The following is a 21,722-nucleotide window of genomic DNA, read 5'->3' on the forward strand; positions in this document are numbered from 1 at the left end:
ACCGCGTGCGCCCGCCCGCCGTGCCAGCCGAGCAGTGCTCAGGGGCGCGGACGACGGCGCTCGCCGTGCCGTCCGCGCGGGCTCACTCCGCGATCTCCTGGTAGCACGCGAAGAGGATCGCGGGGTCCGGGACCTCCATGATCCGCGGTGCGGCGATCCGGTCCAGCACCACGAAGCGCAACAGGTTGCCACGGGTCTTTTTGTCCCGCTTCATGACCTCGAGCAACCGGGGCCACTGGTCCGCGCGATACGTCACGGGCAGCCCCAGGGACGTGAGGATCTCGCGGTGCTCGTGCACGACGTCGTCGGACAACGACCCGGCCGCGCGCCCGAGTTCCGCCGCGAAGACCATGCCCACCGACACCGCCGCGCCGTGGCGCCACTGGTAACGCTCGTTGTGCTCGATCGCGTGCCCCAGTGTGTGGCCGTAGTTGAGGTATTCGCGCCGCCCGGATTCCTTCAGGTCCGAGGAGACGACCTCGGCCTTGACCCGGATCCCGCGCTCGATCAGCTCGCGCACCACGGGCGACGCCGCGTCCCGCACCTCCTGCGGGTTCTCCCGGATCAGCTCGAGGATGCGCGGGTCCGCGATGAACCCACACTTGACCACCTCGGCCATGCCCGTGAGCAGCTCGTTCTGCGGCAGGGTCTGCAGTGAGTCCAGATCGCACACGACCGCGGCCGGTGGGTGGAATGCTCCCACGAGGTTCTTGCCCTCCGCGGTGTTGATCCCGGTCTTCCCGCCCACGGCGGCGTCCACCATGCCCAGCAGCGTGGTGGGCAGGTGGATCACGCGCACCCCGCGCAACCACGTGGCGGCCACGAAACCGGCGAGGTCCGTCACGGCGCCGCCGCCCACGGAGACCACGGCGTCCGTGCGCGTGAAGTCCGACTGGCCCATGATCTGCCAGCAGAACGCCGCGACCTCCACGCGCTTGCCCTCCTCAGCGTCCGGGATCTCGGCCACGAAGCTCTGGATCCCGACGGCGGAGAGGTTCTGCTGCACCACGTCACCCGTGGCGCGCAGCGCGCGGGGGTGGATGATGAGCACCTTCTTGACGCGCTCGCCCAGCAGTTCGGGCACGCGGTTCAACAGGCCGTTGCCCACGAGGACGTCGTAGCGGTTGTCGGGACCGCCGTGGACGGGGATGCTGACGGGATCACTCATGCGGTGTGTTCCTTTCCGCGCGGCTGCGCGATCGGTTCGCCCAGCGCGAGGTAGAGCTCACGGGCGATCTGCGCCACGGTGCGCGGCGCGGCGCCGTCGAGCCGGATGGTCGCGAGGCGTTCGAAGGTCTCGCGGCGCTCGGCCATGATCTGGCTCCAGCGGGCCTCGGGATCCGGTTGGAGCATGGGGCGGGTCGTGTTGCCCTTGATCCGCGGACGGACGGTGTCCAGGTCCACCTCCAGGTATGCGACCGTGTGCCCGGCCAGCAGCGGCTGTACGAGCGGGGACATGGGTGCGCCCCCGCCCAGGGAGATCACGCACCCGACAGTGTCGGGGTCGTCGAGCAACTCGGCGACGACCTGCGCCTCGATCCGGCGGAACTCGGCCTCCCCGCGGGCGCGGAACAACCGCGGGATGGGTCCGTAGCGGGACTCGATCACGCGATCGGTGTCCACGTGGGGCAACCCGTAGTGCTCCGCGAGATGCTGTGCCACGTGGGACTTGCCCGCCGCCATCGGCCCGATCAGCACCACGGGCAGGGCCGGGCGCGTCACGCCAGGTCCCCGCGCACCTCGTCCAGGGCGGCCAGCGCGGCGGGGTCCGCGAGCTCGGGGGACGTGCGCAGGTTGGCGGGGATCCCCGCGAGGTAGGCGTCCTTGTTGCGTACCGTCTCGGTGATCGAGTCGCCGCCGAACTTCTCGAGGGCGGCCTGGGCGAGCACGAGCGCGACCATGGCCTCGGCCACCACGCCGGCCGCGGGTACCGCACACACGTCCGAGCGTTGGTGGTGGGCGCGGGCGGGTTCACCCGTGGCCACGTCCACGGTGTGCAGCGAGCGCGGGACCGTGGCAATGGGCTTCATCGCGGCACGCACGCGCAACAGGTCACCGATCGACATGCCGCCCTCGATGCCGCCGGCGCGATTGGAGACCCGGTGCACGGTCTTGTCGGCAGCCAGCGTCTCGTCATGGGCCGCGGAGCCCGGGCGCGCGGCGGTGCGGAACCCGTCCCCGACCTCCACGCCCTTGATGGCCTGGATGCCCATCAGGGCCCCGGCCAGGCGCGCGTCCAGGCGTCGGTCCCAGTGCACGTACGAGCCGAGTCCCGGGGGCAGGCCCTCGGCGAGGACCTCGACGACGCCGCCCAGGGTCTCCCCCGCCTTGTGCGCCTCGTCCACCGCGGCCACCATGGCCTCGGAGGTCCCGGCGTCGAAGCAGCGCAGCGGATCGGCGTCCAGCGCGGCGACGTCGTCCGGGCCGGGCAGCGCGGCGCCCTCGGGCACCGACACTTCCGCGATCGCGGTCGTGTGGGACACGAGCCGCACCCCGAGGGCCGCGAGGACCTGGGAGGCCACGACACCGAGCGCCACGCGCGTGGCCGTCTCTCGGGCCGACGCCCGTTCGAGCACGGGGCGGGCCTCGGCGAAGTTGTACTTCTGCATGCCGGTGAGGTCCGCGTGACCGGGGCGCGGGCGGGTCAGGGGCGCGTTGCGGGCCCGGCCCTTGAGCACCGCGGGATCCACCGGGTCGGAGCTCATGACGTCCTGCCACTTGGGCCACTCCGTGTTGGCGATCTCGATCGCGACCGGCCCGCCCTGCGTGAGCCCGTGGCGGACCCCGCCCAGGATGCGCACGCGGTCCTGTTCGAATTTCATGCGGGCGCCGCGGCCGTACCCGAGCCGGCGCCGGGCCAGCGCGTCCTGGATCATCCCGGTGGTCAGTTCCACACCGGCGGGGACACCTTCGATGATCCCCACGAGCGCCTCACCGTGTGATTCCCCGGCCGTGAGCCAACGCAACATCTAAACACTCCAGTTCTCGCCCGGGGTCCACGCCCCGCGGTCAATTCGTCTCGCTCGGTCGTGCGCGCCGGCCCGGGCGGCACGCGCGCCGGGTCACGGCGCGAGTCGTGTGGCTTGCGCGATGCGCACGCGCTGCGGGATGCCACGTTCGGGCCGTCCCACCGCGCGACACATGGCCGCGGTCACCCGGTCCTCGTGCGGTGTCGCCACGAGGGGATCGCCCTGCGTGAACCAGCGGACCTGATCCACGGCCTGGAAGATCAGCATATCGACACCGGGGGCGATCGCGCCCCCCGCGTCCTGCCATGCAGACGCCAGCCGTGAGGGCCACGGGTCGTACGCGGCGTCGAGCAGCACGCCGGACACCGACGGCGCCTGGGCGCGCCACTGCAACGCGAGCTCGTCCGCACCGCGCGGGGGCAGGGTCGCCACGACCACGTCCGCGGTGTGCAGTGCCTCGGCGGCGTGCTCCCACGCCACGGTGCGCACCTCGGTGCCCACCGCCCGCGCCACGGCCTCGAGGGTCCGAGCACGCGAGGGTGTCCGCACGACGACGTCCACCGTCTCGGCCCCGAGCCCGTGCAGGGCCGCGACGGCCGCGCTGGCGGTGGCCCCTCCGCCGAGCACGACGGCGCGCGGGGTCCCCGGGATCGCGCCGGCCGCGCTCACGGCGGACATGATGCCCATGACATCTGTGTTGTCCGCGACCACGCGTCCGTCGTCCTCGAACGTGAGTGTGTTGGCCACGCCGAGCGCCCGCACGAGCGGGGTGACCCGGTCGGCGTCTCGGGCGGCGAGGGGTTTCAGGGGCATGGTGACCGAGAACCCGCCCCAGTCCCCCGCAGCCCGGGCGCCCGCCCAGAAGGTGTCCCATTCGCCCACGGGCACGTCCCGGCGCGTGTAGTGCGCCGTGAGCCCCAGGGCCTCGTAGGCGGCCGCGTGCAGCACCGGGGACAGAGAGTGGCCCACGGGGTGCCCCAGCACCGCGGCCCGCACGGAGGATCGCGTCATCGCGCGCCCCTCAGGAGCACTTACCGGGGTTGTCCGAGCACCACTGCTGGTACTCCTGCACGTAGCGCTGGTGCTCCTCGTACGTCTTGGAGAACTTGGTCTCACCGGTGTCGAGGTTCACCGTTACCCAGTAGTAGTAGTCGTTCTTCTCGGGGTTCGCCGCTGCGGCGATCGCGTCGTCGCTCGGGGACCCGATGGGACCCACGGGCAGGCCCGGGTTCGCGTACGTGTTGTACGGATTGGACTTGTCCCGCTTCTCCTCGTCAGTAAGGTGCACGGTGGTCTTGCCGAGCCCGTAGGTCACGGAGGCATCCGACTGGATGAAGCCGCTGGTCTCGCCGTTCGGGTTGTTGATCCGGTTCTCGATCGCCCCGGCCACGGAACGGTAGACCTGGGGCGTGCCCTCGAACTCCACGATGGAGCCGATCGTGAGCACCTCGAACCAGCGGTCCTCGGGGACGTCGTTCTTGGACAGCGTGTCCTTGGTCCGGTCCACCATTTCCTGCAGGATCTGCTCCGCGGTGGCGTCGAGCGGGAAGTGGTACTCCCCCGGGTGCAGCCAGCCCTCCAGGTCGGGGAAGCGGTCCGGGATGCCGAACTTGGCCTTGTCCGTGGCGAGCTTCTCGAACTCGGACTTGTCGATCCCGGTGGCCTGGCTCAGGGCCGCGAACGTGTCCCCCTTGCGCTGGGTCTTGGGGATGGCCGCATAGTGGGTGGCCTCCCCCCGTTCCATGAGAGCGTCGATGGCGGCGTCGGAGCTCATGCGGGTCTTGAGCTGGTACTCCCCGGGCTGGATGAACTGCTCTGGGTATCGCTGCTGGAAGGTGGAGACGAAGTGGGAGGCGTTGGCCACGATGTCCTGCGTCTGCAGGTCCTGGGCGATCTGTCCCGTGGAACTGCCGTCCGCCACGGAGAACGTGACGTCCTGGTCCCCGGAACCGCGGTAGTCCTTGCGTTCGAACAGACCGAACGCGGACCCCAGGACGGCCACGACCACGACCAGAGCCGCGATGAACAGCGCGATCGCCGTGGCCAGGGACGCGCGCGAACGGACCTTGCGGCGCTGCCGCTGTTCCGGGGTCACGTCGTGGTGTTCGAAGGCCCCCGCCAGGCGGGATTCCCCCGCGTCGTTCGAAGAGGTCAGCACGTCACCGTCGGACCGGTGGCCCTGTCCGTCACCGGTGCCGGTCTCCCGCGGCTCTCTGCTCACGAATTCTCTCCGCTCACGAATTCTCTCCGTCCGCCGTTCATGGTGCACATGTGGGGTGCTGCGGGCCAGGATCACCGCCCGCACGGTCAACTCTAATCAGCAGCCCGGTCCGGGACGGGTTCGCCCGGTTCCGTACCGGTCCGCCGCCCCTCGTCCACCGCCGTCTGCAGGAACGTCACCGCGGCGGCCTGATCGACCCTGTCCATGTGATGACGTCGTGACACACCCGAGTCCGACAGCGACCGGTGCGCGCTCACCGTGGACAACCGCTCGTCCACCAGGCGCACCGCTGTGGTGCACCCCCGTGAGCCTAACCGACGAACCAGTGAGGCCGCGTAATCACGAGCCATCCGCGTCGAGGCATTCTCACCGCCGTCGAGGCTGCGCGGCAGCCCCACGTAGACGGTCATCACGTCCCGTTCCTCGCACAACCGGGTGATGATCTTCACATCGAAGGCCTTACGGGGGTTGCTGTCCCGCCCGAGGGTGTCGTGCGGGGTCGCGAGCACGGCGTCGGGGTCGGTCAGGGCGATACCGACCCTGACCGTCCCCACGTCCACGCCCATGCGCACACCGCGTGCGAAGGGTTGCGGCATCAGCCCGCCGTGGCCAGGATCTGCTCGCGGATCCCGGCCAGCGCGTCGGGGATGCGGGCCGGGTCGGAACCGCCGCCCTGGGCCACGTCCGGCTTTCCGCCCCCGCCACCACCGAGCGCGGTCGCTGCGGTGCGCACGAGCTGGCCCGCGGCCAGGCCGGCGTCGCGAGCGGCGTCGTTGACGGCGACGACGACGAGCGGGCGCCCGTTCGCGACACCGGTCACCGCGGCCACGGCGGCGTCGGATCCCAGACGGGCGCGCAGGTCGAGAGCGAGGGTGCGCAGAGCGTCCGCCGAGGCGATCTCACCGGCGTCGTGCAGGACGGCGCGCACGGAGCCCACGGTCTGCGCGTCCTGCGCGAGCTGGCCGGCCTGCGCCTGCAGCTGCTGCTGGCGCAGCCCCGCGAGCTGGCGCTCGGTCTCCTTGAGCTTCTCGAGCGTCGCCGCGAGGCGCTCGGGCAGTTCGGCGCTGGACTGGACCTTGAGCATGCCCGTGAGCTGGTTGACCAGGGTGCGCTCGGCGGCCAGGTGGTTGAACGAATTCAACCCCACGAGCGCCTCCACACGGCGGTTGCCCGAGCCCACGGACTGCTCCGAGACCAGGGACAGCGAACCGAGCTGGGACGTGGAGCCCACGTGCGTGCCACCGCACAGTTCACGTGACCACGGGCCGTTCATCTCGACCACGCGCACCTCGTCCCCGTACTTCTCACCGAACAGGGACATCGCCCCGAGCTTTTTGGCCTCGGCGAGCGGCATCTCGCGGGTCACGACCTCGAAGTCGTCCCGGATCGCGGTGTTGGCGATCTGTTCGATCTCCTGCACCTGGGACGGCGTGAGGGCCTCCCCGTGGGAGAAGTCGAAGCGCAGGTAACCCTCCTTGTTGAACGACCCGCGCTGCACGGCGTCGGGACCCAACACGTCGTGCAGCGCCGCGTGGATCACGTGCGTGCCCGAGTGGGCGGCCTCGCCGTCGTGACGGCGCCGCGAGTCCACGCGCGCGGTGACCTCGTCACCCGTGACGACCTGGCCAGCGGCCACGGTGACCCGGTGCACGGACAGTCCCTTGACGGGTTGCTGGACGTCCTCCACGGTCAGGCGCAGCCCGTCCGCGGAGTCGATCACGCCGGTGTCGGCGGCCTGGCCACCGGACTCGGCGTAGAACGGCGTGGCCTCGAGGACGACCTCCACGCGCGCGCCCTCGCTCGCCGCGGGCACCGGGACACCGTCGGCGAGGATCGCGCGCACGGTCGTGGGGGTCACGAGCTCGGTGTAGCCCGTGAACCGGCTGCCGTGGTCGTCCAACAGGCGGCGCAGTTCGGACAGGTCCGCCATGGCGCCCTTCTTGGCGCGCGCGTCCTGCTGGGCCCGCTCACGCTGCTCGGCCATGAGCTCACGGAAGGCCCGCTCGTCCACGGCCACGCCCGCCTCGCCGGCCATCTCCAGGGTCAGGTCGATGGGGAAACCGAACGTGTCGTGCAGCGCGAACGCGTCCGCGCCGCTCAGGGCGCGCTTCTCGCCCTTGGCGAGCTCCACGGCGTGCTCGAGGCGGGTGGTGCCCGACTCGATGGTCTTGAGGAACGCGCGTTCCTCGGCGTACGCGATCTTGGAGATCCGTTCGAAGTCATCCTCGACCACGGGGTAGACGCCCTTCATCGCGTCGCGAGAGCGCGGCAGCAGCACGGGCAGGCAAGGGTCCGTCACCCCGAGCAGGCGCATCGCGCGCACCGCGCGGCGCAACAAGCGGCGCAGGATGTACCCGCGGGCCTCGTTGCCCGGCGTGACACCGTCCGCGATCAGCATGAGCGAGGAGCGCACGTGGTCGGCGACGACGCGCATGCGGACGTCGTCCTCGTAGCCCTGCTCCCCCGGCTTCTCCGCGCCGCGGTAGGCGCGACCGGACAGTTCGGCGGCGGCGTCGAGCACGGGGCGGACCTGGTCCGTCTCGTAGAAGTTCTCCACGCCCTGCAGCAGCATGGCCAGGCGCTCCACGCCGAGACCGGTATCGATGTTCTTCTGGGGCAGGTCCCCCAGGATCTCGTAGTCCTTGCCGTTGCCCTCGCCACGCTGGTACTGCATGAACACGAGGTTCCAGATCTCGATGAACCGCTCGTCGTCCACGGCCGGACCGCCGTCCTGGCCGTAGCGCGGGCCGCGGTCGTAGAAGATCTCGGAGTCGGGACCCGCGGGACCCGGCTGTCCGGTGTCCCAGTAGTTCTCGTCCCGGCCCATGCGCTGGATCCGCTCGGAGGGCAGCCCCACGGTGTCGTGCCACAGGTCGTAGGACTCCTGGTCCCCCTCGTACACGGTGACCCACAACCGCTCCGGGTCCAGCCCGAAGCCGCCGTCCTCGAGCGAGGAGGTCAGCAGCTCCCACGCCATGGGGATCGCGCCGGACTTGAAGTAGTCACCGAAGGAGAAGTTCCCGGCCATCTGGAAGAACGTGCCGTGCCGGGCGGTCTTGCCGACCTCGTCGATGTCGAGGGTGCGGATGCACTTCTGCACCGAGGTGGCCCGCGAGTACGGGGGCGTCTCCTGGCCCAGGAAGTACGGGATGAACGGGACCATACCGGCAATGGTGAACATGGCTCCGGGCTGCTGCGACACCAGCGAGGCCGAGGGCACCACCTGGTGGCCCTTGCCCTCGAAGTAGCTCAGCCAGCGCTGTGTGATCTCATGGGAGAGCATTACCGGTCATTCCCTTCCGATGGGACGTGTGTGATGATCCGACCCCGGGGGTCGCCCGGTGCGGGGCCCGGCTCGTGGGCGGTGTCCGCCCGCCACGGGGCATCCGGCGGTGGTGCCGCGTGGTGCGGGGCGTCCGGGTGGTTCGCGGTGTGGTCCACGGGCGTGCGCACGCCGAACTTCTCGTGCAGCTCGGCCTCGCGTTCGTTCATCCCCGCGCGCACCCGGGCGGCGAAGTCCTGGAACCGCCGCGCGGCGGTGCGGAAGAGCTCCACGGCGCTCCCGCTCGCGCGGCGTTCGACGGCGGCCTCGGAGCCGTGGCGGGCCACCGCACCCTGGGTGCCGCTCTGCACCTGCCGCCCGATCGCCTCGCGTGCGGCGGGGTCGGAGGCCACGCGCGTGGCCGCTCCGCCCACCACGGCGCCCGCGGCGAGCAGTGCGAGTTTGGACCACAAACCCATGCTCAGCTCCTGGTGTCCGTGGGCCCGGTCGCACGGCCTGCGGCGTGCGCGTCCGTGGACCCGGTGGTCGTGCCGGTCGCCGCGCCACCGGGCGCGGCACCGGGCTCGGTATGGGGGCCGGGCCGGGTCTGGGCACCGGCCTGGGGGCTGAACGCGCGGCGCAGCCCGTGGGAGAAGGACGCGACCTTGATCAGCGGCTGCCCCACCGTGGAGGCCACGAGGGAGGACAGTGCGGAGACATTGGCGGAGGCGTCCGAGACGTTGGACGTGATCCCGTCCACCTTCTCGAGCTGGGTGTTGGTGGTGGCCACGGTGCGCGTGACCTCGTCGATCAGTGGGGCGGTGCCGTCGTTGATGGAGCGGATGCTCAGGCGCAGCTCATCGAAGACACGACCTAGCTTGATGATGGGCACCGCGAGCAACCCCACGAGCACCGCGAAGACCAATGCCGCGAGCAATCCGGCGATATCCCCACCGTCCATGAGCGACCACAACTCCGTTCCTACTTCGAGATCAGGGTCGGACCCGCGCGCAAGACCGACCGAAGCGCAACTCTACCCAAGAACCCGGGTGCAACGGGGAATCCGGCGCCACCGGGCCCGGTGTGCCCGTGCGCCGTCGTCCCCGGGACGCGAACAGCCCGCAGCCGAGGGCCGCGGGCTGTTCGCCCGTCACCCGTGACATGGGCGACGGAGGGCACGGAGGATCAGGCCATCCGTGCGTAGTACTCCACCACGAGCTGTTCCTCGCAGGTCACGGGGACCTCGGAACGCTGCGGCTTGCGCGTGAGCTTGGCCTGCAGACGGTCGATCGTGACGTCCAGGTAGGCCGGGGTGTCCGGGAGGACATCCTGGTTGGCGCCGGTCGCGGCGATCTGGAACGGGACCATCTTCTCCGAACGCGGGTGCACGTGGACCGTCTGGCCCGGGCGCACGCGGTACGAGGGGCGGTCCACGCGCTGACCGTCCACCATGATGTGGCGGTGCACCACGGCCTGGCGGGCGGCGGCCATCGTGCGGACGAAGCCGGCACGCAGGACAAGGGCGTCGAGACGGGTCTCGAGCAGGGCGATGAGGTTCTCACCGGTCTGACCCTCGACACGCTTGGCCTCGACGTACGCGCGGTGCATCTGCTTCTCGCGGATGTTGTACTGCGCGCGCAGCCGCTGCTTCTCCATCAGCCGGACCTTGTAGTCGGAATCCTGCTTGCGGCGGGCACGGCCGTGCTCACCGGGAGCATACGGGCGGCGCTCGAAGTACTTCTCGGCCTTCGGCGTCAGCGGGATGCCGAGGGCACGGGACTTGCGCACCTGACGGCGCACACGAACACTGTTGGAGCTGTTGGACACAACTTGCCTTTCATGCGGTTCGACGGCGTACGGGATGGACCCGCGTTCCGTTCTGGGTGGTACTGGCCTCCGGCGCGGGAATCGGTTCCCACGGGAGAGGTGCGGATCAGCCGCAATCCGACGGACCTAGCGTCCGCCGGGCACGCGCGGGATCGTGAGGGTGCCACGGGTTCCGGGAGTGCGCCGACGAGACGTGCCAGCCAACCGTCCACTATAGCCGATTCAGTCCACGTCCTCGTTCACCCAGTCGAGCGACTTGGTCACGGCCTTGCCCCAGTTGCGGAACAGCTTCTCCTGCTGCTCACGGTCCCCCTGGAGGTCCCAGCGCTTCTCTTCGGCCCAGTTGCGGGAGATCTCCTCGAGGTCCGCCCAGAAGCCCACGGCGAGACCGGCCGCGTACGCCGCACCCAGGGCCGTGGTCTCAGTGATCTTCGGCCGGATCACGGGCACGCCCAGCTGATCCGCCTGGAACTGCATGAGCAGCTCGTTGGCCGTCATGCCACCGTCCACGCGCAGCTCCGTGAGGTCCTGCTTGGAGTCCTTGTTCATGGCCTCGACCACCTCACGGGACTGGTACGCGGTGGCCTCGAGCACGGCACGGGCGATGTGCTCCTTGCGCACGTAACGCGTGAGCCCCACCAGGGCGCCGCGGGCGTCCGGACGCCAGTGCGGTGCGAACAGACCCGAGAACGCGGGGACGAAGTACGCCCCGCCGTTGTCCTCGACCGCGCGCGCGAGCGGCTCGATCTCCTTGGCGTCCTGGATCAGCCCCAGGTTGTCCCGCACCCACTGCACGAGCGAACCCGTGACCGCGATGGAACCCTCCAGCGCGTAGACCGGCTTCTCGCCCTCGATCTGGTAGCACACGGTGGTGATCAATCCGTGCTCGGAACGCACCGGGGTCTCCCCCACGTTCATGAGCAGGAAACTGCCGGTGCCGTAGGTGTTCTTGCCCATCCCGGGTTCGAAACACGTCTGGCCGAACATGGCCGCCTGCTGGTCACCCAGGATGCCAGCGATCGGGACCTGTTTGAGGAACCCGCGGGCGCGGCCCTTGCCGTAGACCTCGCTGCTGCACCGGATCTCTGGGAGCATGGACATGGGCACGCCCACGGTCTCGCACAACTCCTCGTTCCATTCGAGGGTGTCGATGTTCATAAGCAGGGTTCGGGACGCGTTCGTTACGTCCGTGACGTGCACCCCGTCCTCGGAGCCGCCGGTCAAGTTCCACACGAGCCAGCTGTCGGTCGTACCGAAGAGCAGGTCCCCGGCCTCGGCGCGCTCACGGGCGCCCTCCACGTTGTCCAAGATCCACTTGACCTTGGGACCGGCGAAGTAGCTGGCCAGGGGCAGACCCGTGAGCTCGCGGAAGCGTTCCTCCCCGCCGTCCTTGGCGAGTTCGTCTACGATCTCCTGCGTGCGAGTGTCCTGCCACACGATCGCGTTATACACGGGTTTGCCTGTGTTCTTGTCCCACACCACAGTGGTCTCGCGCTGGTTGGTGATACCCACCGCGGCGAGATCGTCCTTGGTCAGCTCGGTCTCTGCGAGCGCGTCCGCGACGCAACGGCGGGTGTTGCGCCAGATCTCCTGTGCGTCGTGTTCGACCCACCCGGCGCGAGGGAAGATCTGCTGGTGCTCGTACTGGCCCACACCCATGATGGTGCCGGAATGGTCGAAGACAATGGCGCGGGTGCTCGTGGTGCCCTGATCGATGGCCATCACGTACTGGGGATCACCAGAACCTGTGGTCCTGGTACCTCGGGCGGTCTTGGTGGTGTTTGATGTGTTCATGGTGCTCACTCCTTGGGTCGAGGGGCGGGAATCGATGGGGATGCGTTCAGGGGATCAGAAAGCCGCACCCGGGAACAACTGGAAGACACCGCCGGCGAGCAACGCGCCGAGGATGGGACCCACGATCGGGACCCACGCGTAGCCCCAGTCGCTACCACCCTTACCTCGGATCGGGAGGATCGCGTGGGCGACGCGAGGGCCCAGGTCACGCGCGGGGTTGATCGCGTAGCCGGTGGGGCCGCCGAGGCTCGCACCGATCCCGACCACGAGCAGCGCCACGGCCAGGGGGCCCAGGCCGGAGGGGGTCCCGCCGAACATGAGGATGACGAAGACCAGGACGAACGTGGCGATCACCTCGGTCAGCACGTTCCACCCCGCGGAGCGGATCTCCGGTCCGGTGGAAAACGTGCCCAGCTTGGCGGCCGGGTCCAGCGGCTCGTCGTAGTGCTGCTTGTACGCGATCCAGCAAACCACGGCACCCAGGAAGGCACCCAGGAACTCGGCGGCCAGGTAGACCACGGTCGACGCGGCGGTGATGGCCACCCCCGGCGCGTAGACATCGGCTCCGGAGGCCCAGATGCCGACCGTCACGGCGGGGTTCAGGTGGGCGCCCGATTGCCAGGCGACGTACACGCCGGCGAACACGGCGAGACCCCACCCGAAGCTGATGAGCAACCAGCCGCCGGCATTGCCCTTGGTCTTGCCCAGGAGGTGGTTGGCCACGACACCGACACCCAGAAGGGTCAGCAGTGCGGTGCCCAGGACTTCGGACCAGAACACCGTACCCAGGGGCACCACTTCCGCCGCCTCCATGGGCAGCATCGCGTTCAAAGTGGTCATGGATTGACTCCTTGCAGTTCGTGTCGTTGGTGGGTGATTTGGACACACCGCCTCCCCATGGCGTGAGCCACCGGGAAGCGGTGTCGGCGGGAATGGGACGCCCGCCTACGTCACAGGGTGTTGAGCGAGGGGGCTGCGCTGCGCGCGGCCGCCGCGGAGGCGTCGTCCGTGGTCTGCGCGGCGGCGTCCTCGGCGGCGCACACGGCGCGGTAGGCCTGGATCTCCTGCTCCTTACGGGCGTCGTCCCAGCCCAGTTCGGCGGCGAGCAGATCGGCGACCTCCTCGACCGCGGCCAGACCGTGATCGGGCTGGTCGTAGGACATCCGGGTCCGGGTCTCGAAGACGTCCGAGACGTGCAGGACACCCTCGTGCCGCGCCGCCTGGACCACCTCGGCCCGCAGGTAGGCGGGCGCCGCCGCGAGCGGCCGGGCCAGATCCTCCTGCTCCGCCACGAGGTCCTCGATCTCCGTGATGGCCGATCCGTAGCGGTTCAACAGGTGGTCGACCATGTCGTCGCTCCAGCCGTGGCGTGCGCCGATCCGGTCCGCCTGCCGAGTCATGGGAACGTACCCGTTGGCACCGTGGAGCAGCGTCCGGTCGGTGACCGAGGGCAGGCTCTTGGCGCGCTCCTTGCCGAGCGCGAAGTCCACGGCGTCCTGGGCCATGATGCGGTAGGTGGTCAACTTGCCGCCGGCGATCGAGATCAGCCCCGGCGTCGCCTCCGCGACCGTGTGCTCGCGGGAGATCTTGGTGGACGCGGTTTCCGTGCCCTCCTTGACGCCCGGCTGCAGCAACGGCCGCAGACCCGCGTAGGTGCCCATGACGTCGTCCCGGGTCAGGGGCTCGTCCAGGACCACGTTCGCGTGTTCGAGTACGTAGTCGATGTCCGCGGCCGTGGCCACGGGGGCCGAGATGTCCTGCTCGTAGGGGGTGTCTGTGGTGCCGATGATCCAGTAGTGCTCCCACGGGATCACGAACAGCACCGATTTCTCGGTCTGCAGGATCAGGCCCACCTCACCGCGGATCCTGTCCCGGGGCACCACGATGTGGATGCCCTTGGATGCGAGCACCTTGAGGCCCCCGTCCGTGTGGGCCATGTCCTGGGTCTCCTCGGTCCACACGCCGGTGGCCGCGATGACCTTGCGGGCGCGGATCTCGTGCTGCGTGCCGGCCTCGAGGTCCGTGACGCGCGCGCCCACGACGGCGCCGTCGTCGTTCTTGAGGAGTTCCGTGACTCGCGTGCGGGTCGCGGCCAGGGCGCCGTAGCCCACGGCCGTGCGGATGAGCGTCAGCACCAGACGGGCATCGTCCACGCGACCGTCCCAGTACTTGACGGCGCCCACCATGACGCCCGGCTTGATGCTGGGGAACGCCTCCTTCACGCCGCGCTGCGAGAGCTGACGGTGGAAGGGCATGGACGCGACCTTGGAGCCCACGTGGGCCAGGGTGTCGTAGAGACCGACGCCCGCCGTCACGTACGGGCGCTCCCAGAACCGGTGCAGGATCGGGTAGAGGAAGGGGACGGGCTTCACCAGGTGGGGAGCCAGCGTGTACAGCAGGCGCTCCCGTTCGTGCAGCGCCTCCGTGACGAGCTTGAAGTCGAACTGTTGCAGGTAGCGCAGGCCACCGTGGACCAGCTTGGACGACCAGCGGGACGTCCCTCCCGCCCAGTCCTGGGCCTCCACGATGCCGGTGCGCAGCCCTCGCGTGGCCGCGTCCAGCGCGATGCCGGCACCCGTGATGCCACCGCCGATCACCAGGACGTCCAACTCGGCCCCTTCGCTCATTTCACGGAGCGCGGCCTGACGGGTCTCGGAATTCAATTGGGTGGCAGTCACAGTATCTTCCTCACTCAATGTCGGTGTGGATGCGGTGTGGCCCGCAGTTCTTGCGGACCACGCTACGCACTGGGATGTGACGTACATCCCATTTCGTAGCCGTGCGCACTACCATGTCGCGCCGATGCACGTATGCTCAACCTATTTGCACATGTGTGCACGGGAGGTGAGGGGCGATGCACGACGATTCACTGCTCTACCACGCCGCGGAACTGTACTTCGTGCAGGACATGACCATGGGTGCCGTGGCCGAGCGGCTGGGGGTCTCACGGTCCACGGTCTCGCGCATGCTGGCGGATGCGAAAGCCAGGGGCATCGTGACGATCACCCTGCGCCCACCCGACACACCCACGGACCGGCTGTCCCGTCGCATCCACGACACGTTCCGGGTCACGGCGCACATCGCGGGGACCCAGCGGGCGTCGCATAGCGGCCAACGACTCGACGCGGTCTCGCGCTACACCGCACAACTACTCGCGTCGTGGGTCCAGGATGGGACGTCCCTGGGGGTCGCGTGGGGCACCACGACCTCCGCGATCGCCTCTCACGTGCGCCACACCAACACCCAGGACGTCTCGGTGGTGCAGCTCAACGGGGCCGCCGGGCCGCGGACGGCCGGCACGGATACGTCCGCCCCACTGCTCTCGACGTTGGCGCAGGCCTTCAACGCCGAGCTGTACCCGTTCCCGACCCCCGCTTTCTTCGACTGGGAACAGACTCGGACGCTGCTCTGGCAGGAATCCTCGGTCCGCCGCATCCTCGCGGCCCGGGCGAGTGTTGACCTGGCGGTGTTCAGCGTGGGGGCCTTCCACGGCCCGGTGCTGTCCCAGGTCTACACGGAGGGCCACCTCAGCTCGTCCGAGCTGCGCAGTCTGAGCGCGCACCGCGTCGTCGGGGACATCTGCACCGTCTTCATCCGCGAGGACGGCAGTTACTCGGACATCGAGCTGAACCGGCGGGCCTCCGGACCCACCCCCGCGGATCTCTCCAGGATCCCCCGCCGTGTGTGCGTGGTGTCCGGGCGGCACAAGGTGCGCGGCATCGTGGGTGCGCTGCGGTCGGGCGCGGTGACGGACCTGGTGATCGACGACCTGACCGCCAAGGACGTGCTGGACCACGTGGACGGCGCGGGAGCACGGCCCTGACCACCCACCGTCGTAGCCGCGCCCTACGGCCGGGTGCCGCCGCGCACAATGTCGCGCAACCGGATCACGCGCTGCGCCAGGTCTCGTTCGTGGCCGTACCCCGTGGGCCGGTAGTAGTCCTTCCCCACGAGCTCGTCCGGCGGGTACTGCTGGGTGGCCACCGCGTTGGGCGTGTCGTGGGCGTAGACATAGCCCGCGCCGTGGCCGAGCTCGTTCGCGCCCGGGTAGTGCGAGTCCCGCAGGTGCGGGGGCACGGGCCCGGCACGTCCGGCGCGGACGTCCGCGATGGCCTCGTCGATGGCCAGGTACGCGGCGTTCGACTTGGGTGCGGTGGCCAGATGTGCGACGGCCTCGGCGAGCGGGATCCGCCCCTCGGGCATCCCGATTAACTGCACGGCCTGGGCGGCCGCGACCGCGGTCTGCAGCGCCGCGGGGTCAGCGAGACCGATGTCTTCCGACGCGCTGATGATCAACCGGCGCGCGATGAACCGGGGGTCCTCCCCGGCCTCGATCATCCGGGCCAGGTAATGCATCGCGGCGTCCACGTCCGAGCCGCGGATCGATTTGATAAACGCGCTCACGACGTCGTAGTGCTGATCGCCCTGCTTGTCGTAGCGCACCGCCGCGCGGTTGACGGCCTCCTGCGCGTGCTCCAGCGTCACGGTCACGACCGATGCATCGGGGGTTTCGCCCGCTGCCCCGGGCTCGGCCGCGCCGTCGTCCGATACCTCGGCTCCCGAACCCTCCGTGCCCGGGCCCTCGGCCCCGGAACGCGCGGCGCCATCGGCGTCGTCGTCCAACGCCGCCGTGTGGGAGAGCGCGACCGCCGCAGCCGCCTCGAGAGACGTGAGCGCCTTGCGCGCGTCTCCCCCCGAGACGTCCAGCAGGTGCTCGCGCGCCTCCGGACTCAGGACGACGGCACCGTCCAGCCCGCGCGGGTCGGTCACCGCGCGGTCGAGCAACTCCCCGATGTCCGGGCGCTCGAGCGGTTGCAGGGTCAGCAGCAGGGAGCGCGAGAGCAGCGGTGCGATCACGGAGAACGAGGGGTTCTCGGTCGTGGCGGCCACGAGGACCACCCACCCGTTCTCGACCCCGGGCAACAGCGCGTCCTGCTGCGCCTTGGTGAACCGGTGGATCTCGTCGAGGAACAGCACCGTGGTCCGCCCGTGCAGGTCGCGCGCGGTCAGCGCCTCGTCCATGACGCGCCGCACGTCCTTGACCCCGGCCGTGACGGCGGACAGCTCCACGAAGGTGGTGTCGTGGCCGCGCGCGATCACGTGCGCGATCGTCGTCTTGCCCGTGCCCGGCGGGCCCCACAGGATGACCGACGACGCCGCGGTCGGTCCCGAGCGACCCGCGGTCAGTCCGCGCAGGGGCGAGCCGGTGCGCAACAGGTGCTTCTGGCCCACGACCTCGTCCAGGGTGCGGGGGCGCATGCGCACGGCGAGCGGTGCGCGGGAGCGCGCGCGGGACGGGGTCCGATCCCTCGCGTGGGCGGATGGGCCGGACCCGTCCTCGCTCAGGGGATCCGGGACGTCGAACAATGCATCGCTCACGCCTCGACCCTACTGCCAGCCTCGGACACGCACGGGCCGCCGCGGGTTCAGCCGCGACGCGGGCGCTGCAGCTCGTCGCTGTCCACCACGAGGGTCACGGGCCCGTCGTTGACGAGCGAGACCTCCATGTGCGCACCGAACTCCCCGGTTTCCACCGGTAGACCGCGCTCACGTAGCGCCGCCACGAAGGCGTCGAAGAGGGGTTCGCTCACGTCCCCGGGGGCGGCGCGGGACCACGACGGTCGGCGCCCCCTCCGCACGTCCCCGTACAGCGTGAACTGGCTGACCACGAGCACCGGGGCCGAGCGGTCCTCGCACGAGGTCTCTCCCGGCAGGATGCGCAGCCCGGCGATCTTGGCCGCGAGCTGCGCGGCGATCTCCGGGGTGTCCGAGTGGGTGACCCCCACGAGTGCGACGAGTCCGGGGCCGGTGATCTCGCCCGTGCCCCGTTCCCCCACGGCGACACTGGCACGCGACGCCACCTGTAGCACGATTCTCATGCCCCCAGTCCATCACACTCGCACCCCGGCACCGTCCCACTGCTGACACGGCCCGTCCCATGGGGAAACGGGTTGCCCCGGGAGTGGAACCGGTCGTCCCGCGAGCGCGGCGGGTCACGCAACCGGACCGCGCACGAAGGCTGCGGGGCCACCGACCTCGGGGGGACATCCCGGATCGGCGGCCCCGCAGCGAGTAGCGACGGTGTCACGTGTCGATGGCGTTACTTCGCGTCGCCGCCCTTGTCGGCGGAGGCTGCCTCGCGCGGCGCTTCGGCCTTCTTGGGCTCGGGCTTGGCGTCCACGCCGGCTTCCTTGCGCTGCTGCGCCGTGATGGGCGCAGGCGCGGCGGTCAGGGGGTCGTAGCCGTTGCCGGTCTTGGGGAACGCGATGACGTCCCGGATGGACTCGGTGCCCGCGAGCAGCGCGACCACGCGGTCCCAGCCGAAGGCGATGCCGCCGTGCGGGGGCGCGCCGAACTGGAAGGCGTCCAGCAGGAAGCCGAACTTCTCCCGGGCGTCCTCCTCACTGAGCCCCATCACGCGGAACACGCGGTCCTGCACGTCCCGGCGGTGGATGCGGATGGAACCGCCGCCGATCTCGTTGCCGTTGCACACGATGTCGTACGCGTAGGCCAGCGCGGAGCCGGGGTCCGTGTCGAAGGTGTCCATGAACTCGGGCTTGGGGGACGTGAACGCGTGGTGCACGGCGGTCCACGCACCGGAGCCCACGGCAACGTCGCCGGACTCGACCGCCTCGGACGCGGGCTCGAACAGCGGCGCGTCCACGATCCACACGAAGGCCCAGTCATTCTCGTCGATCAGGCCCACGCGGTGGCCGATCTCCACGCGCGCGGCACCGAGCAGCGCGCGGGAGGTCTTGGCTCCGCCCGCGGCGAAGAACACGCAGTCGCCGGGCTTCGCGCCCACGGCCTCCGCGAGTCCGGCCTTCTCCTCCTCCGAGATGTTCTTGGCCACCGGCCCGGCGATCTCGCCGTCCTCCTTGAACAGCACGTAGGCGAGGCCCTTGGCGCCGCGCTGCTTGGCCCACTCCTGCCACGCGTCGAGCTGGCGGCGGGGCTGGGATGCACCGCCTGGCATGACCACGGCACCCACGTACGGGGCCTGGAACACGCGGAACGGGGTGTCCTTGAAGTACTCGGTGAGCTCCGTGAGCTTCAGGTCGAAGCGCAGGTCCGGCTTGTCGGAGCCGTAGTCGGCCATGGCATGGGCGTAGGTCATGCGCGGGATGGGGGTCGAGACGTCCACGCCGATCAGAGCCCACAGGGACGTCACGATCTGCTCGCCCAGGGCGATGACATCGTCCTCCTCCACGAAGGAGGCCTCAACGTCCAGCTGGGTGAACTCGGGTTGGCGGTCCGCGCGGAAGTCCTCGTCCCGGTAGCAGCGGGCGATCTGGAAGTACTTCTCGATCCCGCCCACCTGCAGCAGCTGTTTGAACAGCTGCGGGGACTGCGGCAGCGCATACCAGGAGCCCGGGGACAGCCGTGCCGGCACCACGAAGTCACGGGCACCCTCGGGAGTGGAACGGGTGAGGGTGGGGGTCTCCACCTCGGTGAAGCCCTGCTCGTGCAGCAGGGTGCGGGCCACCCGGTTGACCTCGGAACGCAGCCGCATGATGCGGGCGGGCTCCGGGCGGCGCAGGTCCAGGTAGCGGTACTTCAGGCGGGCTTCCTCGCCCACCTCCACGTGCTCGTCGATCTGGAACGGCAGGGGGGCCGCGGTGTTGAGCACGGTGAGCTCATCCACCATGACCTCGACCTCACCTGAGGGCAGGTTGGGGTTCTCGTTGCCCTCGGGGCGGCGCTCCACGGTGCCCGTGACCTGCAAGACGTACTCGTTGCGCAGCTGGTGGAACTGCTCCTCGTCACGCACCACGACCTGCGCCACGCCGGAGGCGTCACGCAGGTCCACGAACGCCACGCCGCCGTGGTCGCGGCGCCGGCCGACCCAGCCCGCCAGCGTGACGGTCTGTCCAATGTTCTCGACGGTCAACGTGCCGAGTTCATGCGTTCGCAACAAGTGCATTCACCTTTTCAATCAATGGGATGGTCGGGATCGCGGGCCGGCGGAGCGCGTCGCACCGAGTGCCCGCGGAGCCGCACCGGATCGGGCGCCCCGGAGCAGGGCGTGCTCCCGTCCCCGCGAGTCTACAAGCCGACGCCGCGAGCGCACGGCCGTCGCGCGCGGGCACGCCTCTCGGAGGACAGAGCCGGCGTCAGTCGTCCGTCGTGGCCGCGCGCAGCACCGTGGCGTGCAGGTCCTCGGCGGGCGGCTGCCACGATGCGGGGTCCGCGGCCACCTGCTCGCCCGAGCGGATGTCCTTGACCTCGTGGGTCGGGCTCCCGTCCTCGGCCACCGAGGAGAACCACACGAACGGGATGCCGCGGCGCTCGGCGTAGCGGATCTGCTTGCCGAACTTCTGGGCCGTGGCGGCCACCTCGGTCGCGATCCCGCGAGCGCGCAACTGCCCGGCGACGTCCTGCGCGGCGGACCACGATGCGTCGTCGTTCAGGGCCACGAGCACCGCGGAGGGCACCGAACGGGAGGCCTGGGCCATGGAGCGGGACAGAATCCGGGTGACCAACCGGGTCACACCGATCGACAGGCCCACACCGGGGTAAGTCTTCTTCCCGGAGGACGCGAGGGACTCGTAGCGACCACCCGAGCACACGGAACCGAGCTGTTCGTGACCCACGAGGACCGTCTCGTACACGGTGCCTGTGTAGTAGTCCAGACCGCGGGCGATGGACAGGTCCGCCACGACTTTGCCGGGGGCGCGGCGGGAGGCCTCCCCCACGACCTCGGCGAGTTCGTTCAGGCCTTCGTCCAGCAGGTTGTTGCTCACACCGAGTTCCCGCACGCGCTCCACGAAGGACGTGTCCTCGGTGCGGATCGCCGCGAGGGACAGCGCGGCCTCCGCCTGCTCGGGCGTGGCACCCACCGTGTCCTGGAGATTTCGGGAGACCTGCTCGGCACCGATCTTTTCGAGTTTGTCGATCTCACGCAGCACCGCGGGGGCGTCCGTGAGACCCACACCGCGGTAGAAACCCTCGGCTAGCTTGCGGTTGTTGACCCGCAGCACGAACGGCGGGATGGGCAGCTCGGACAGCGCCTCGATCATCACGAGCGCGAGCTCCACGTCGTAGCGGAACGCGAGCGTGCCGTCCCCCACCACATCGATGTCCGCCTGGGTGAACTCGCGCGCCCGGCCCTCCTGGGGGCGCTCGCCGCGCCACACCTTCTGGATCTGGTAGCGGCGGAACGGGAACGTGAGGTAGCCACTGTTCTCCACGACGTAGCGGGCGAACGGCACGGTCAGGTCGAAGTGCAGCGCCAGCGCGTCCTCGCGCGAGGAGTCCTCGTCCTGTTGCAGCCGGGAGACCCCGTAGACCTCCTTGTCGATCTCACCCTTGCGCAGCAACTGCTCCACGGTCTCCACCGCGCGCGTCTCGATCGAGGAGAAGCCGTGGAGTTCGAAGGTCCTGCGCAGGGAGTCCAGCACGTGTTGCTCCACGATCCGTTCCTCCGGGAGCCATTCGGGGAAACCGGACAGAGACGTGGTGCGGGCCATGGGTGGGAACTCCTCGGTAGTGGGTCTCGGGCGGTCCGGGGCTCGGCCTGTGCGCCGTGGAAGCCCCGGGCGGCGCGGCGTCGTCGTACGAGCAACCCCCGGAACCGGGGCATGCGCGAGCGCGGACGGTGTCAGCTGCCAGTCTAAGCCGCGCGGCTCGATAGGATGGCCGGTGTCCA

General features: G+C 70.0%; 18 protein-coding genes. 1 reads left to right on the forward strand and 17 read right to left on the reverse strand.

From position 1 onward, the window contains the following. Positions 1-82: 82 nt before the first annotated feature. The 13 genes from aroB to RF650_RS10010 all read right to left on the reverse strand — a co-directional run bounded on the left by aroB (position 83) and on the right by RF650_RS10010 (position 14,700). Positions 83-1,168 carry a 3-dehydroquinate synthase gene (gene aroB, locus RF650_RS09950; protein ID WP_368814815.1) on the reverse strand — a complete coding sequence of 362 codons (1,086 nt, stop codon included), beginning with the start codon at positions 1,166-1,168 and terminating at the stop codon, positions 83-85. Continuing rightward, positions 1,165-1,722 (reverse strand): shikimate kinase, encoded by a 558-nt coding sequence (locus RF650_RS09955; RefSeq protein ID WP_368814816.1) that lies wholly within the window; start codon positions 1,720-1,722, stop codon positions 1,165-1,167. Before RF650_RS09955 ends, aroB begins: the two co-directional genes overlap by 4 nt. After that, entirely contained in the window at positions 1,719-2,969 is a 1,251-nt protein-coding gene (gene aroC / locus RF650_RS09960) for a chorismate synthase (RefSeq protein WP_368814817.1), read from the reverse strand. Before aroC ends, RF650_RS09955 begins: the two co-directional genes overlap by 4 nt. 93 nt (positions 2,970-3,062) lie before the next feature. Beyond that, positions 3,063-3,980: a shikimate dehydrogenase gene (locus RF650_RS09965; RefSeq protein ID WP_368814818.1), complete on the reverse strand. Its 918-nt coding sequence runs from the start codon at positions 3,978-3,980 to the stop codon at positions 3,063-3,065. A gap of 10 nt (positions 3,981-3,990) precedes the next feature. After that, positions 3,991-5,190, reverse strand: a complete 1,200-nt coding sequence (gene mltG, locus RF650_RS09970) for an endolytic transglycosylase MltG (RefSeq protein WP_131332982.1) — start codon at positions 5,188-5,190, stop codon at positions 3,991-3,993. A 92-nt stretch (positions 5,191-5,282) separates the two neighbouring features. Beyond that, on the reverse strand, positions 5,283-5,786 hold the full coding sequence (gene ruvX, locus RF650_RS09975; RefSeq protein WP_206398801.1) for a Holliday junction resolvase RuvX: 504 nt from the start codon (positions 5,784-5,786) through the stop codon (positions 5,283-5,285). Further along, entirely contained in the window at positions 5,786-8,473 is a 2,688-nt protein-coding gene (gene alaS, locus RF650_RS09980) for an alanine--tRNA ligase (protein ID WP_131332984.1), read from the reverse strand. Before alaS ends, ruvX begins: the two co-directional genes overlap by 1 nt. Further along, complete coding sequence (locus tag RF650_RS09985) at positions 8,473-8,931, reverse strand: hypothetical protein (protein WP_368814819.1); 459 nt, start codon at positions 8,929-8,931, stop codon at positions 8,473-8,475. The genes alaS and RF650_RS09985 overlap by 1 nt, the downstream gene beginning before the upstream one ends. 2 nt (positions 8,932-8,933) lie before the next feature. Beyond that, positions 8,934-9,413, reverse strand: a complete 480-nt coding sequence (locus RF650_RS09990) for a DUF948 domain-containing protein (RefSeq protein WP_241180694.1) — start codon at positions 9,411-9,413, stop codon at positions 8,934-8,936. Positions 9,414-9,637: 224 nt separating this feature from the next. Continuing rightward, positions 9,638-10,279 carry a 30S ribosomal protein S4 gene (gene rpsD / locus RF650_RS09995; protein WP_098055916.1) on the reverse strand — a complete coding sequence of 214 codons (642 nt, stop codon included), beginning with the start codon at positions 10,277-10,279 and terminating at the stop codon, positions 9,638-9,640. A 222-nt stretch (positions 10,280-10,501) separates the two neighbouring features. Then, a complete protein-coding gene (gene glpK / locus RF650_RS10000; protein ID WP_207387903.1) occupies positions 10,502-12,001 on the reverse strand; it encodes a glycerol kinase GlpK in 1,500 nt (499 codons plus the stop codon). Between the two features lie 126 nt (positions 12,002-12,127). Continuing rightward, the gene (locus RF650_RS10005; RefSeq protein ID WP_064845912.1) at positions 12,128-12,862 is read right to left on the reverse strand and encodes an MIP/aquaporin family protein; all 735 of its coding nucleotides are present in this window, start codon (positions 12,860-12,862) and stop codon (positions 12,128-12,130) included. Positions 12,863-13,023: 161 nt separating this feature from the next. Then, complete coding sequence (locus RF650_RS10010; RefSeq protein ID WP_206398907.1) at positions 13,024-14,700, reverse strand: glycerol-3-phosphate dehydrogenase/oxidase; 1,677 nt, start codon at positions 14,698-14,700, stop codon at positions 13,024-13,026. Between the two features lie 227 nt (positions 14,701-14,927). Here RF650_RS10010 and RF650_RS10015 point away from each other — a divergent pair, with 227 nt between their 5' ends. Then, positions 14,928-15,896 (forward strand): sugar-binding transcriptional regulator, encoded by a 969-nt coding sequence (locus RF650_RS10015; protein ID WP_368814820.1) that lies wholly within the window; start codon positions 14,928-14,930, stop codon positions 15,894-15,896. 23 nt (positions 15,897-15,919) lie between these two features. Here RF650_RS10015 and RF650_RS10020 read toward each other — a convergent pair whose 3' ends face one another. The 4 genes from RF650_RS10020 to hisS form a co-directional block, all read right to left on the reverse strand. Continuing rightward, the gene (locus RF650_RS10020; protein WP_286737737.1) at positions 15,920-17,452 is read right to left on the reverse strand and encodes a replication-associated recombination protein A; all 1,533 of its coding nucleotides are present in this window, start codon (positions 17,450-17,452) and stop codon (positions 15,920-15,922) included. Between the two features lie 47 nt (positions 17,453-17,499). Next, positions 17,500-17,952: a D-aminoacyl-tRNA deacylase gene (gene dtd, locus RF650_RS10025; protein ID WP_064845897.1), complete on the reverse strand. Its 453-nt coding sequence runs from the start codon at positions 17,950-17,952 to the stop codon at positions 17,500-17,502. A 221-nt stretch (positions 17,953-18,173) separates the two neighbouring features. Further along, positions 18,174-19,991 carry an aspartate--tRNA ligase gene (gene aspS, locus RF650_RS10030; RefSeq protein ID WP_368814821.1) on the reverse strand — a complete coding sequence of 606 codons (1,818 nt, stop codon included), beginning with the start codon at positions 19,989-19,991 and terminating at the stop codon, positions 18,174-18,176. Positions 19,992-20,187: 196 nt separating this feature from the next. Beyond that, the gene (gene hisS, locus RF650_RS10035) at positions 20,188-21,543 is read right to left on the reverse strand and encodes a histidine--tRNA ligase (protein ID WP_064845898.1); all 1,356 of its coding nucleotides are present in this window, start codon (positions 21,541-21,543) and stop codon (positions 20,188-20,190) included. Positions 21,544-21,722 lie beyond the last annotated feature (179 nt).

The sequence above is a fragment of the Kocuria sp. CPCC 205297 genome (genome assembly GCF_040981035.1).
Lineage (GTDB): Bacteria > Actinomycetota > Actinomycetes > Actinomycetales > Micrococcaceae > Kocuria > Kocuria marina.